Origin of the sequence: Mesotoga sp. H07.pep.5.3 (genome assembly GCF_002752615.1) — a bacterium.
Taxonomy (GTDB): Bacteria; Thermotogota; Thermotogae; order Petrotogales; family Kosmotogaceae; genus Mesotoga; species Mesotoga prima.
Genome location: NZ_AYTV01000012.1, coordinates 133,163 through 146,327, shown reverse-complemented (window position 1 = coordinate 146,327; position 13,165 = coordinate 133,163). Strand labels below are relative to the sequence as shown.

Annotated in this window: 13 protein-coding genes; 7 read left to right on the top strand and 6 right to left on the bottom strand. The window is 43.7% G+C overall.

Going from position 1 to position 13,165, the window contains the following annotated elements; all coding sequences use genetic code 11:
* The 4 genes from pgsA to V513_RS04385 are packed head-to-tail and all read right to left on the bottom strand — an operon-like array spanning position 1 to position 2,699.
* Positions 1-540: a CDP-diacylglycerol--glycerol-3-phosphate 3-phosphatidyltransferase gene (gene pgsA / locus V513_RS04400; protein ID WP_180274833.1), complete on the bottom strand. Its 540-nt coding sequence runs from the start codon at positions 538-540 to the stop codon at positions 1-3.
* Entirely contained in the window at positions 527-1,831 is a 1,305-nt protein-coding gene (gene rimO / locus V513_RS04395) for a 30S ribosomal protein S12 methylthiotransferase RimO (RefSeq protein WP_099771858.1), read from the bottom strand. The genes pgsA and rimO overlap by 14 nt, the downstream gene beginning before the upstream one ends.
* The gene (locus V513_RS04390; protein ID WP_099771857.1) at positions 1,828-2,364 is read right to left on the bottom strand and encodes a DUF4416 family protein; all 537 of its coding nucleotides are present in this window, start codon (positions 2,362-2,364) and stop codon (positions 1,828-1,830) included. Before V513_RS04390 ends, rimO begins: the two co-directional genes overlap by 4 nt.
* Entirely contained in the window at positions 2,364-2,699 is a 336-nt protein-coding gene (locus V513_RS04385) for a hypothetical protein (RefSeq protein WP_099771856.1), read from the bottom strand. Before V513_RS04385 ends, V513_RS04390 begins: the two co-directional genes overlap by 1 nt.
* Before the next feature lie 146 nt (positions 2,700-2,845).
* Between V513_RS04385 and V513_RS04380 the strand changes: the two genes are divergently transcribed.
* The 7 genes from V513_RS04380 to V513_RS04350 all read left to right on the top strand — a co-directional run bounded on the left by V513_RS04380 (position 2,846) and on the right by V513_RS04350 (position 11,153).
* Positions 2,846-3,499 (top strand): redox-sensing transcriptional repressor Rex, encoded by a 654-nt coding sequence (locus V513_RS04380; RefSeq protein WP_099771855.1) that lies wholly within the window; start codon positions 2,846-2,848, stop codon positions 3,497-3,499.
* Entirely contained in the window at positions 3,499-4,104 is a 606-nt protein-coding gene (gene udk, locus V513_RS04375; RefSeq protein WP_099771854.1) for a uridine kinase, read from the top strand. Before V513_RS04380 ends, udk begins: the two co-directional genes overlap by 1 nt.
* A gap of 18 nt (positions 4,105-4,122) precedes the next feature.
* Complete coding sequence (locus tag V513_RS04370; RefSeq protein ID WP_099771853.1) at positions 4,123-6,444, top strand: hypothetical protein; 2,322 nt, start codon at positions 4,123-4,125, stop codon at positions 6,442-6,444.
* On the top strand, positions 6,441-7,463 hold the full coding sequence (locus V513_RS04365; RefSeq protein WP_099771852.1) for a BMP family lipoprotein: 1,023 nt from the start codon (positions 6,441-6,443) through the stop codon (positions 7,461-7,463). The genes V513_RS04370 and V513_RS04365 overlap by 4 nt, the downstream gene beginning before the upstream one ends.
* Positions 7,464-7,603: 140 nt before the next feature.
* Complete coding sequence (locus tag V513_RS04360; RefSeq protein WP_180274844.1) at positions 7,604-9,145, top strand: ABC transporter ATP-binding protein; 1,542 nt, start codon at positions 7,604-7,606, stop codon at positions 9,143-9,145.
* Positions 9,142-10,197 (top strand): ABC transporter permease, encoded by a 1,056-nt coding sequence (locus tag V513_RS04355; protein WP_099771850.1) that lies wholly within the window; start codon positions 9,142-9,144, stop codon positions 10,195-10,197. Before V513_RS04360 ends, V513_RS04355 begins: the two co-directional genes overlap by 4 nt.
* Positions 10,194-11,153, top strand: coding sequence for an ABC transporter permease (locus tag V513_RS04350; protein WP_099771849.1), 960 nt, complete (start codon positions 10,194-10,196; stop codon positions 11,151-11,153). Before V513_RS04355 ends, V513_RS04350 begins: the two co-directional genes overlap by 4 nt.
* A 33-nt stretch (positions 11,154-11,186) precedes the next feature.
* Here the strand turns inward: V513_RS04350 and gltX are convergent, their stop codons facing one another.
* Both gltX and V513_RS04340 read right to left on the bottom strand, forming a co-directional pair.
* On the bottom strand, positions 11,187-12,635 hold the full coding sequence (gene gltX / locus V513_RS04345; protein ID WP_099771848.1) for a glutamate--tRNA ligase: 1,449 nt from the start codon (positions 12,633-12,635) through the stop codon (positions 11,187-11,189).
* On the bottom strand, positions 12,628-13,164 hold the full coding sequence (locus V513_RS04340) for an NUDIX hydrolase (RefSeq protein WP_099771847.1): 537 nt from the start codon (positions 13,162-13,164) through the stop codon (positions 12,628-12,630). Before V513_RS04340 ends, gltX begins: the two co-directional genes overlap by 8 nt.
* Position 13,165 lies beyond the last annotated feature (1 nt).

Below are 13,165 nucleotides of genomic sequence, written 5' to 3'. Positions count from 1 at the left end.
TTACTTTCCTCCCTTAAAGATATCAAGATTCTTAAGTAGGTAATTGCCCCCACTTAACGCCGTTATGATAGCAACAAGGATCTCGAACCAAACCATCAAACTCGCAGCGGGAAATTTCCAGAGCAAATTAGAGTAAAGAAGTATCAAGAGCGAAATTTGCGCCACGGTCTTGGCTTTGCCAAATATGTCCGCGGCAATTACTTTTCCCTTACTTGAAGCAACCATTCGAATCCCCGACACCAGTGTATCCCTGAATATGAGGATAAAGAGGAACCACAGACTGATCCTAGATAGCCCCATAAACCCTAAGAAAACCGACGTAACCAGTATCTTATCGGAGATCTGGTCAAGGAATTTTCCTAAATCCGTAACCAATCCGCGTTTTCGCGCTATTCTGCCATCGAAGAAATCTGTCAAAGCAGCGACAACGAAAACAATAAACGAAAAATAGTGACCCACAACACTCCCGCTCATTAGCATCAGCAATGCAGGTATAGTAAGCAACATTCTGGATAAAGTTAAAATATTAGGCAAGTTCATCCAAGATAACACCTTCCATGTCATGTTCATAAGAATCAGTAATTCTCGCTTTAACAAAAACCCCATCCTCATTATGACCTTTAAGTACTACCACTCCGTCGACGTCTGGCGCACTGTTATAGGCTCTTCCAAGCGAATAACTTGAACCGCTTTCTTCAACAAGAACAGTCATTATCTGTCCTTTGAACTGGGAAAGCCTTCCGGCTGAAATTGTATCCTGTTCTTCAAGCAACGAATTGAGCATTTCCTTAGCTGCCTTTCTGCCGATCGTCCTCTTCAGGCCGAATGCCTGAGTCCCTTCTTCGCTGGAATAAACAAAGGCTCCAAGTCTATCGAATTTTACACTTCTCACAAAATCAAGGGTTTCATTGAATGTTGCTTCACTTTCACCGGGAAAACCAATCAGCAAGGTTGTTCTCAGAATAGCGTGAGGAGCCTTTTGCCTTATTCCAAACAGCAGCTCGCGCAACCGATCTGAATCCTTTATCCTCCCCATCTTCTTCAAGATCCTTGTGGAACCGCTTTGAACTGGAATATCAAAATAATCTACGACTTTTGACAGTGAGAGAATCGAATCGACAAGCTCGTTGTCAACGTGATCAGGATGAAGATAAAGAACCCTTATCCAGAAATCCCCATCAATATTGTTGAGCCTCTCAAGAAGGCTCTTGAGATCCGTTTTCTCGTTCAAGTCTTTTCCATATTGTGTACAATCCTGAGAAACGAGATCGATCTCCTTTACTCCTTTTCTTATGAGAGAAAGTGTCTCTTTCACTATACTATCTGGATTTCGACTTACCGACTTCCCCTTGAAATTAGGAATAGAACAAAAGGCGCAGTTTCTGTTACAACCATCTCCTATCTTCACATAAGCAGAATACTTACTGCTGACCACTCTACTGGAATAGTCGTATACTCCATCTGGCTCCTTCAAATAGAAGAATTCCCCATTTTCAATTAGATCTGCAAGAGTAAATGGACTTGTAACTCCTATAAGTCCATCTATCTCAGCAATTTCCGATTTTAGTTCATCAAAATATCGCTGCACAAGACACCCTACAGCTATTACCTTCAATCCGGGATTCTCTTGCTTAAGAGAAATGAATTTGAAGATTTCCTCCACACTCTCCTTTTTTGCTTCGTCAATAAAGCCGCAGGTGTCTATAATTATCAAATCCGCAACTGAAGCATCTTCAACTATCTCGTGTCCTCTATTAGCCATTATCCCCACGAAGTTGTCCATGTCAGCGATATTCTTTGAGCATCCCAGAGAAAGAACTCCGAGCTTCATAGCCTTTCCTTTCTCTTGAGAAGATACAACTCCCTGATTTTCATAAGCTCTTCTATGTATTCACGATCTTTGTAATTGGGATAAGTGTATGGAAGAGGTTTCAAAGAGCCATCGATAAACATAAGCGTAATTTCTGCATATATGCCGTCTCCAACATAAACACGATTTGCCCAGTGCTTCGTAGAGGCCAGCACGAACTGCGCATGATGAATGTAACCCGGATCCAGATTTACTTTTCGATTGCCCTCCAACGTGAAATGATCTTCTATCGCATTCGTCAATCTTTTTATCAGAGAAATCTGTTGTGGGTGAATAAGCCTTTTAAAGGAGATCAATTTTCCCCTCAAGCCATATCCCATTTCATCATTGTAATAAGATGTGTACCTATCAAAATCCAGAGCCTTTGAAATGTAGTCTGCTGGCCCAAATCTTTTCTCAAGAACAGGTTGAACCTCCTGCAATCTGTAATCTATATATGAACCGAAAACAAAGATTACGAGATTGACCATCTCCGTCTTTCGATAATTCCCCATCACTTTACACTCACTTTCACATGCGGAATACTCACATTGACTATCTTTCCGCCACCTCTTACAGTGTATCTTCCCGCTACTTCTTGCTCGACAATCACTTCGTCATTTCGCCCAATACTTAGCACCAAACTCTCCCCAGGTTGAAGAACGTATCCTTCATCATCCAGGAGAATCCTGATCGGTGTAGTATTATCATAAAAAGTTACCTCAAATTCAGCTGACCGCGATTCCTTCACATATCTAATAATGTACAAAGTTTCAAGAAAAAGGAAAAGAGATATGATCAGCATTAGTACTGATACGAACTGGCTTTTCAAGACAACTCTCTTTTCCATAGAATGTGCTCCAGTCTACATTATGAACATTCTAAAGGTAATTATAGCACGTAGCTGTCTCACATTTTTGAGTGGCTCAATCAAAGATGAACCGACGGTAACCATGATATAATTTTCGCAATGAAACTCCTGGAGGAAGATAGATAATGGACAGTAGAAAGATTCCCAAGCCCACGATCAAGAGACTTGCAATATTTCACAGATGCCTAGAGAACCTGGTGATCTCTGGGGTATCTAGCATATCTTCAAAAGACTTTGCCGACAGGCTAGGCATCAAAGCCAGTCAAGTCAGAAAAGACCTTTCATATTTTGGCGAGTTTGGCAAAAGGGGCGTAGGTTACAACACCGAGCTTCTTCTTGACAGCATAAGCGAGATACTGGGAATCAGAAAGAGGTGGAATACGTGTATAGTTGGAATGGGAAATCTAGGGATGGCGCTGGCCAACTATCCAGGCCTTTCCAAATCGGGATTCGTTGCAAAGGCATTGTTCGACAACAATCCTAACAAGATAGGAATGCCCATGCCAAATAACCTCGCGATTGAGTCCACGGCCAAATTGAAAGAAATAGTCAAAAGTCGGAATATTGAAATCGGTGTGATTACCGTTCCGGCAAGCGCGGCGCAAAGTACCGCCGATCTGCTAACGGAGGCAGGTATAAAGGGCATAGTAAATTTTGCGCCAATAAGAATTTCTTTACCTCAGGGGATCATAAACGAAGAGATAGATATTTCGGCTTCTTTCCGGTCACTTGCTTTTAGCATGACTTATGGATCTTCAAAGAAAGGAATAAAGCATTAATGATCCTCGTTTCAATAATTGGCGGCAGCGGGGCAGGAAAGACGTCGGTGACAAATATGATCTTCAATCATTTCATGGAGCGAGCTGCGGTTCTTTCTATGGATGACTATTATAAGAATCTCGATCCAGGCACCGATCCAAGAGAATTCAACTTTGACTCCCCTAGGGCCTTTGATTTTGAGCTTTTCGAAGAGCATCTGAGATCCGTTAAAGAGAACAAAAGCATTATGGTTCCTGTCTATAGTATGGTGACCTATAGGCGTGAGTCTGGAATATGTAGAAAGTTCATACCTAAACCGCTGATTATTGTCGAAGGACTTTTGGTAATGTTCAAGAAAGAAATGAGGGATCTCTTCGATTTTTCGATCTACATAGATGCACCGGCTGATGAAAGGCTAATTAGAAGAATTGAACGGGATACAAAGGAACGAGGGAGATCAATAGAGAGCATAATCGAACAATACAGAAAATTTGTCGCCCCCTCTTTCGAGAGTTTCATAGAACCGCAAAAATACTTTTGTGATATAGTTTTACCTGACGGGGCCGCAAATACTACCGGTCTCAATGTGATAATCAATGCTATTGAGAATATGTTAAACAAGTGATCGGGCTGGAGGTGTGAAGTGCCAAAGAGATTACTCTCGGTCATTGTGTTTCTGGCGATCGCCATTCTTTCCTTTTCTTTTAGCCAGAAAGTTATTATCGAAGATTTCAAGGCCTACGTAGAAGACTACAATAAGGAAGAGCCAAGTCTTCCAAAAGTTCTGAAGCTGATTGAAGATCTCGATTATTTGTCTGTCTACAGACTTTACAAACTTCAGATGGTCGGGAGCATAGAAAAGAAGGAAAGTTCTACAACTATTGCCGGACTTCTTACCAGGCATATTGAAGCATTCGATGAAAGTGAGTTTCGTGATATCGATGACAGAATCGCCTACAGTGCCTTTCTCGCCTGGGTCCTTACTGATATTTCTGGAAAGCCTTTTGAAATACATACACTCAATGAAATGCCGGCTTACCTTGAGGTCTTCAATACATACTCCTCAAGAGTACGTGAAATGGCCGGAGAAGTCTACAAAGAATGGATCGCTTTTTCTCTGGGCCTAATAGAAACCAAACCCGATTTATTTCCTGACGAACTTCTGGTGACGGATTCCTTTTCTCCCTATAGTTTAGAAGCTGATGCACCATATGATTCAGAAAAAGAAATTCTAAGCCTTTCAAACAGAAGTGTAATTGATGCGCTTAATTCAGCAATTTCGACCATAAGCAACAAAGAATATAGCATTAGCTCGCTCGTCGATGAGGAGGTCAACAGATTAGCAGTTCAAACTGCGATGGATCTTTCACAGGTAGGTAATGCAGAAATTATGTCTTTGGGAAGAGAACTTTTCAGACTTTGGCTTCTTAGATCAATTGGATTGATTGATAACGCCCCATTTTATCCTGAATCCGTTGAGATAAGAGTTAAGGACATCCCGGGATTAGAGATTGGTTCCATACCTGAAGACTCCTACTTTCAGGATTTGATGGATGTTCTTGAGGAGAATCAAGAATTAAGATCTCAAATAGTAGAGAAGATCCAGATGGGAGCCCAGCTTTTATCTATAAAACAGTTTACTCCTACGGGTCTAATAGAAAGCGACATCGAAAGCGAGGTAAGGAAGATCGTTCCGATTCAGGCAAACATAATGGGAGGAATAAGGAACGAGCTTTCAAAGAGCCTAGTTTCAAGTATTGATAAACGTATCGATCTCTGGTGGTTAAGAGTATTGGCCTATGCACTGATTACCATTTTAGGATTCACAGTTGTTCCTGCTATGAGAAAGTATGTTATTGGAATAATAATAATCCTGGAAACGCTTTATATCTTCTTCATCGGAGAGATAACCACGGGCATATTTGATTTGTCGCTTCATTCAGTTGTTGCTCTGCCAGCCTTTGCTTTCGTGTTCTTACTTACTGTTGCAGCCGCATTCAATAGAAGAAAAAGGAGCAGGATACTTATTCTGAAACTCCTTCTCCTTTTCTTGATAGCATTACTGCCATTCATGAACCTTCTCAACGAACAGCCTGAACTCCTTATGGACAGCTTTGAAGGATTCTATGATTCCGTTTACTATTCAACTTTGAAAAATGATGTCTTTCTTGCGCCGGAATCGATGATTAGCCTTCAAACAAGAGACTTAAACTCGCTTGTTTCAAGTGAATTGAATAGCTTTAAGAGAGTCTTGAGAGTAATCATCCCGAACAAGATGAACTCTTTCTCAACGGCTGCTAAAATGAGTTTTAGTGTCGACTCAAACGGAAGGCTTAGAGTGGCTGCACCGGCATTCAGTGAATATATGTCAATTGAAAATCAGAATACTTATGTCTCTGAATTAGAAGGCCTTACAAAAGATATAGAAGGTTTCATTCGCGACAGCGAAAGAAATCGTAAAGGTTACGAAGCTGCCATATCAACTTTAATCGCAACTTCAGAGAGGATTGTTAGTTTCGCAGGTAGTAGAATGAGAGAGGATTTCTCTAATTCACTGGAAACGGAGCTTCAGTCGAAGCCGGAACTCGAAGTCGCCCTTGATGATTACCATGAAAAGATGGCCCCTCTTCTGAATGACGCCCCTTCTTCAGTTCCAGTTAAGGTTTACAGAGTTCCCAAATTTGCATCGCTTGTCGTGGCTCTTCTCTTGCTCTCAATTACATTGTTCGTTGTGCGAAAACCGGTTATGTCCTTCATCAATCTTGCAGTGATCACAGCTTATTTCTTAATCGTTCTGTCGGGTATCGATACCCTAAATCTCTTTGTTCAAGGCGGATCTCCGATGCTAAGAATATCTATTGATCCCTCAGTAAACGCTTTGTTTTTGACAGTTTTTGCGGGTATAATTGCATTATCAGTTCTTTGGATCTTACTATCTCATAAGAAAGGGAGTGTTGTTGAATGAAACTAAGACTTTTGTTGGTGTTCTCACTTATTCTAATGTTTGCTCTCCCGGTAATGGCTATGAAGGTAATCATGGTTACAGACGTCGGAGGACTTGGTGACAAGTCTTTTAACGACGGCACGTGGGAAGGAATAGTAAAGGCCTCTGATTTTCTCGGACTGGAGAGAGAAGTAGTCCAGTCGAAAGAGCAGGCCGACTACATTCCAAATCTGTCTAATGCCGCCAAGGAAGCAGACATTATTTTTGGAGTAGGCTTCATGATGGCCGATGCGCTTTACAAGGTTGCTCCTCAGTTCCCGGACACTTACTTCATTGGAATCGACATCGATCCGATCGAGAACATGCCCAACAACGTTGCGACTTATCTTTTCAAAGAACAGGAAGGGGCTTTCCTAGTTGGCTACGTTGTTGCAGCGATGACGAAAACAAACATGGTAGGTTTTGTCGGTGGTCTCCCAATTCCTCCGGTCGAAAGGTTCCGCTATGGCTATGAAGCTGGAATCAGAGTTTACGAAGAACTCCATGGAAAGACCATAAGCATGCTTCAGGGATATACGATGGACTTCAACGATCCGAAGAAGGGAAAGGACCTTGCCATCGCTCAGTTCGCAGAAGGCGCGGATATTGTCTTCCATGCCGCAGGGGCCTGTGGAAATGGAGTCATCGAGGCCGCAGCTGAGAAGGGTGAGGGCTTCTTCGCAGTTGGTGTCGATGTCGATCAGGATTACATGGCTCCTGGAAGAGTTCTTACAAGCTCAGTTAAGAGAGTCGACATGGCTTCTTATCAGGCCGTCATGAGTATTGCTCTGGGAACATTCGAACCTGGAGCAAAGACACTGGGTATAAAGGATGAAGGCGTGGGCATAAGCCCTATGACCTATACCAAGGATATAGTAGGACCGACTATCCTTTCTCATGTCGAGTTCCTGAAGGGTCTAATAAAAGCCGGAACGCTAGTTGTTCCTGATACTCAGGAAAAACTTGACGCTTTCGTTGTCCCAGAAATAACCCTTCCTTAATGGAAGCTCTTCACACAACCGTGTGATATCAAAGATCGGGAGAGTAAACTCTCCCGATCTTTCGTATCATGTACGATGGAGGTGGGCGTGTGGACCTGAATTACGTTGAAAACCTCGATCTCTCTGGTATTGCAGTAGCCATGAAAGGCATAGTGAAGCAATTCCCTTCTGTTTTGGCCAATGATCATGTGAATTTTGAAGTCAGAAAGGCCGAGATTCACGCACTTGTCGGTGAAAACGGTGCTGGAAAAACCACCCTGATGAACCAGCTTTATGGCCTTTATACCCCTGATGAAGGGGAGGTTTTTATTAACGGTAGAAAGACGATAATCAACGGGCCGAAAGATGCCATAGATATGGGAATAGGAATGGTTCACCAGCATTTCATGCTTGTAGACAATCAAACGGTAGCCGAAAATGTCGTCTTAGGATCTGAACCTAGGCGAGGACCCTTGAAGCTATTCATGGACTCCGGCAGGGCAAGAAAGATAGTAATAGAGCTCTCGAAAAAATACGGCTTGGCCGTCGATGTCGATGCATATATCGAAGACATTCCAGTTGGCATGCAACAAAGAGTTGAGATCCTTAAGATCCTTTATAGGGGTGCAGAGATCTTGATTTTCGATGAACCAACTGCGGTTCTTACCCCTCAAGAAACAGAGGAACTTTTCAAAATACTCCGTGTTCTTAAGGAAAACGGCAAGACAATAGTCTTCATTACTCACAAATTGAATGAGGTAATGGCTATTACTGACAGAGTTACGGTCATGAGATTGGGAAAGGTGACCGGTCAAGTCAATACTAAAGACACTAATCCAAGACAACTCGCCAATATGATGGTCGGCAGGGAGGTCCTCCTCAGAGTCGAAAAAGAAGAGAAAAAGGCAGGGGAGACCGTTTTGGAGATAAAAGATCTCCACGTAAAGGATAACAGAAATCTCGACACCGTAAATGGCGTGTCCTTCGTAGTTCGTCGGGGCGAGATAGTAGGTATCGCCGGCGTCGCGGGAAATGGCCAGACGGAACTAGTTGAAGCAATTACTGGACTTAGAAAGGTTGAAAAGGGAAGAATTTTCCTCAATGGAGAAGATCTGACAAATCATACAGCTCTTGAGATTAGAGAGGCCGGAATGACACACATCCCTGAAGATCGACACAAAAGGGGCATGATAATGCAATATCCCGTCTATTATAACCTCATACTGGGGAAGCAGGATGAGGAACCATTTTCCCAAGAGGGCTTCATAAATTTGAAAGCTGTCAAGACCTTCGCAAGTGATGTTGTTGAGACTTTTGATATAAGGCCAAAGAATATAAACATGATCACTGGAAATCTCTCCGGAGGGAACCAACAGAAGGTTGTAGTGGGCCGCGAGATCAGCATAGTACCCATTGAACCCAAAGTGGTTGTAGTCTCTCAGCCAACAAGAGGGCTTGATATTGGTGCGATAGAGTTCATTCATAAGACGCTGATATCTATGCGGGATAAGGGAATCGCATTGCTGCTGATTTCGATGGAGCTCGATGAGATCTTTTCTCTGTCAGACAGAATACTTGTCTTCTACGAAGGTCAGATAATGGGAGAAGTGGCTCCGCATGAAGTTAATAGAGAGGAGATTGGCCTTATGATGGCGGGCCATAAGAAGACCGAAGTCGTTAGGGAACGGAGTGATCAATCATGAACACGGGCAAAATATATGCTTTACTAGTTCCTATCGTCTCCGTTTTGATAGCTCTCCTCATCGCCTCCATAATTATCATCATGATCGGAAAGAATCCAATCACCGCTTACGCGATAATGCTTGATGGAGCCTTTGGCAGCCAGGAAGCTATAGCAGACACTATAATGAAGATGACGCCTCTGATCCTTACCGGTCTCGCCGTAGGTTTTGGATTCAGAGCAGGTGTCTTTAACATAGGTGCTGAAGGTCAGATGACAATGGGCGCTCTTATAGGCGCAGTGGTCGCTATGAACATCGGTGGAATTCCGTCAATTATAGCGATCCCTCTTTCTATTCTCGCGGGAATGCTTGCAGGAGCTTTTTGGGCTTCAATTGCCGGATTTCTCAAAGCCTTCACCGGTGCCCACGAAGTAATCTCAACGATTATGCTGAACTGGATTGCTTCTAACTTGGCATCTTATATGGTAACTGGGCCTCTCGCAGTGGGCTCCGGAACTCCAAAGAGTCCTGAGATTGCGGAGGCGTCGAAACTTCCTGTGATCTTGAAGGTTCAAGCGACTGAACTCAGCATCGGAATTTTCATTGCTGTTGCTGTTGCAATAATCATGTATATCTTGATTGAAAAGACTACAACAGGCTATAAGCTGAAGGCAGTCGGATTCAACCCTCATGCTGCAGAGTATGGAGGTATAAGCATCAGGAAGAGCATAATTCTTACTATGGCGATAAGTGGCGCTCTGGCAGGAATGGCAGGAATTGTCGATCTTATTGGTGTTCCGCCTCATCGATTCGTTGGAGAACTCACTGGAGGAAGAGGCTTTGATGGAATAACGATTGCGCTTATAGGAAGAAACAACCCGATTGGAATAATCTTCGCTGCTCTTCTTATAGCTGCCCTAAGAACCGGTTCAAATGCGATGCAAATTCGAGCTCAGATTCCAAACGACATTGTTTCGATAATTCAAGGTATAGTGATATTCCTCGTGGCAGCCGAAAGAATAGTATCAACGCTGATTTCCTGGAAGCGAAAGAAAGGAGTGACTGCAATATGAGCTGGATCGAAGCGATCTTTGCAATTCTGGTCAACCCCTTGTTCTATAAACTAACGCTGCTCTCTGCGACTCCTTTAATCTTTGCTGCTCTCGGAGGAACATATAGTGAAATCACGGGAGTTACTAACATTGCGCTCGAAGGCATCATGCTAATGGGAGCCTTTACTTCGATAGTTTTCACTCTAATAACCGGAAATGCCTGGCTCGGGGTTCTGATGGCAGTAATTATCGGTACTGGCTTTACTTGGTTCCATGCGTGGGCAAGTATAAGGTGGTCTGCCAACCAGATTGTAAGTGCTACCGCTCTTGTAATAATTGCACAAGGCACAACTTCATTCTTGATGATTCCTATCTTTGGTAACGAGGGTCAAACAGACTTCATAGGCCGGGTGCCATATCTTGATGCTGGCTGGCTAAGTGAGATTCCCTTTATCGGAGATATTTTTGGTTCTATGAGCCCCTTTACTTACCTAGCCATTATCGCGGTAATCGCCAGCTGGTTCTTGATGTACAAGACTCCCCTTGGGCTTAGAATGAGAGCTGTCGGAGAAAACCCCGAAGCTGCCGATACTCTTGGAATAAACGTTTTCAAGATCAGATATTTCGGTGTTCTTATGAGTGGCGTTTTTGCAAGCCTAGCCGGAGCCTTTCTTTCAGTCGGAGAGCTTGGAAGATTCGTCGAAAATATGATTCACGGAAGAGGGTTTATTGCGCTTGCCGCGATGATACTGGGTAACTGGAATCCCGTTGGAGCCATGTGGGCCGCAATTCTCTTTGGCGCTGCGGAAGCAATGAATCTTCAGTTACAGAGCAGCTCTATAGTCTCTGTTTCGGCCAGCGTAAAACCTCTTTTCAATATGCTTCCGTTTGTGGTTACGCTGATAGTAGTCGGAGGATTCATTGGGAAGACACGGTCTCCAGCAGCTTCCGGTACACCTTATGAAAAGGAATCATGACAAACAAAAAGAGGCCTTGATTGGCCTCTTTGTCTATATAGAGTTGAGTGCTCGCTGGAGTCTGTTGAGAGTCTTGTTCCTTCCCAAGAGAAAAATAATGTCTACTAATTCGGGCCCCTCTTCGACAGATGTGAGTATCCTTCTCAGGGTCATATAGAAAGCCTTTCTGTCCGGTTTCAGATCTTTGAGAATGCCTCTTATTGCCCCAATTATTTCATCGTTGTTCCATGAGTCAAGATACTCAACTCGATCTTTGAAAGCTTCTAAAGCTTTATAAACACCCTTTTCAACATCGTTTGAAGGAGTGAAAACAGTCACCTGAGGGTCTTCGAAATATAGCCTCATCTTATCCGGTATTTCGGAGAGTGTTTCCACACCCTTTCGAACGGAATCAACGGCTCTTTTCAGCCATTTCCTATTGGCAACGGCGTCTTCTGCATCCATTAATTTCGATTGAATAATGAAGGGGACTGCCAAATCGGTTATCCTTTCAAGATCAGATTCGCGAATGTAAACCCCGTTCATCCACTTGGCTTTCGTCTCATCAAATATTGCAGCGCTTGTGTTGACCCTTTCAATGGAGAAACTCTCTACAATCTCTTCGTGATTCAGAATCTCTTTGCCGTCCGGGTGTGACCAGCCAAGCAGTGTAAGGAAATTGAAGAAGGCCTCAGGCAAAAAGCCCCTGTCCCTGAACTGCTCAACCGAGGTGTCGCCATGTCTTTTACTTAGTTTCTTTCCATCAGGTCCAAGGATCATCGAAACATGGGCAAAGGAGGGTATTGGAGCTCCAAAGGCTTCATAGAGCGCGAGTTGCCTTAGAGTATTGGAAAGATGGTCGTCTCCCCGTATCACGTGCGAGATCTCCATTGTGATGTCGTCCGCCACTACAGCGAAGTTATAGATAGGTTGGCCGTTGGAGCGCATAATCACGAAATCTCCAATTGCCCCCTCCTTAAAGACTACTTCACCCTTTATCAAATCTGGGAGCCTGTACTCTTTCCGAGGCATCTTGAAAAAAACGACAGGTCTCAATCCTTTGGATTCGAACTCAGAGATTCTTTCGTCAGTGTTGAAGACCTTAAGCATCTCTTGATCATAGTGTGGCGCCTTCCCTTCTGATAGCAATTTGTCATGCAGTTCCTCTATCTCTTCAGGATAAGCATGGACTTCGTAAGCCTGTCCCCTTTGGAGCAAATCCCCGATCATTTCCCTGTAAACTGGACCTCTCTCACTTTGTCTGTAGGGGCCAAAAGCGCCACCGACATCTGGACCCTCATCCCATGTTATACCAAGCCACAGAAGCGACTCCATTAGCTGATCCTCAAATTCCTTGGTGGATCTGGAAATATCGGTGTCTTCGACACGGAGAACAAGCTTTCCACCGTAGTGCCTTGCAAACAAGTAGTTGAACAGCGCAGTTCTAGCTCCTCCAACATGGAGGTATCCGGTTGGGCTTGGAGCAAATCTAACTCTAATCATACTTATCACTTTCCCTTCCAGCAAAAGCGAGCAAAATACCAGAAACTGTCTTGCTATCGGTAATTTGACCACCAATTATCATGTCTAAAACCTCTTTAGAATCAATTAGAACCGGCTCAACAAATTCCCCCTCATCGGGGCAAGGCTCCTGAGACTTCTCTACTTCAGCAACATATATGTGAATTATCTCATCAGAAAAGCCCGGAGAGGTTTCTATTGTAATCAATTTGTGCAGAAATCTTGGTACGTAGCCAGTTTCCTCAAGCAACTCTCTTCTAGCACAGTCTTCAGGTCTCTCGCCCGCATCAAGCTTTCCAGCCGGTATTTCAAGCATGTACTTCTGAACCGGAAATCGGAACTGCCTTACAAGAAGCAACTGCTCACTGACAAATGCGACAATCGCGACGGCCCCGGGATGCCTAACCACCTCTCTGAGAGCTACGCTTCCATCCTGCAAAATGACTGTATGTCTTTCAAGCCCCAGAATTCTTCCTGAAAAAATCCTCTCTTCTCCAACTGAACGCTCCATT

Bases quoted from the DNA above. Each gene is read 5' to 3' on its own strand.
- pgsA (WP_180274833.1), bottom strand. From the start codon at position 540: ATGAACTTGCCTAATATTTTAACTTTATCCAGAATGTTGCTTACTATA.
- rimO (WP_099771858.1), bottom strand. From the start codon at position 1,831: ATGAAGCTCGGAGTTCTTTCTCTGGGATGCTCAAAGAATATCGCTGAC.
- V513_RS04390 (WP_099771857.1), bottom strand. From the start codon at position 2,364: ATGGGGAATTATCGAAAGACGGAGATGGTCAATCTCGTAATCTTTGTT.
- V513_RS04385 (WP_099771856.1), bottom strand. From the start codon at position 2,699: ATGGAAAAGAGAGTTGTCTTGAAAAGCCAGTTCGTATCAGTACTAATG.
- V513_RS04380 (WP_099771855.1), top strand. From the start codon at position 2,846: ATGGACAGTAGAAAGATTCCCAAGCCCACGATCAAGAGACTTGCAATA.
- udk (WP_099771854.1), top strand. From the start codon at position 3,499: ATGATCCTCGTTTCAATAATTGGCGGCAGCGGGGCAGGAAAGACGTCG.
- V513_RS04365 (WP_099771852.1), top strand. From the start codon at position 6,441: ATGAAACTAAGACTTTTGTTGGTGTTCTCACTTATTCTAATGTTTGCT.
- V513_RS04360 (WP_180274844.1), top strand. From the start codon at position 7,604: ATGAAAGGCATAGTGAAGCAATTCCCTTCTGTTTTGGCCAATGATCAT.
- V513_RS04355 (WP_099771850.1), top strand. From the start codon at position 9,142: ATGAACACGGGCAAAATATATGCTTTACTAGTTCCTATCGTCTCCGTT.
- V513_RS04350 (WP_099771849.1), top strand. From the start codon at position 10,194: ATGAGCTGGATCGAAGCGATCTTTGCAATTCTGGTCAACCCCTTGTTC.
- gltX (WP_099771848.1), bottom strand. From the start codon at position 12,635: ATGATTAGAGTTAGATTTGCTCCAAGCCCAACCGGATACCTCCATGTT.
- V513_RS04340 (WP_099771847.1), bottom strand. From the start codon at position 13,164: ATGGAGCGTTCAGTTGGAGAAGAGAGGATTTTTTCAGGAAGAATTCTG.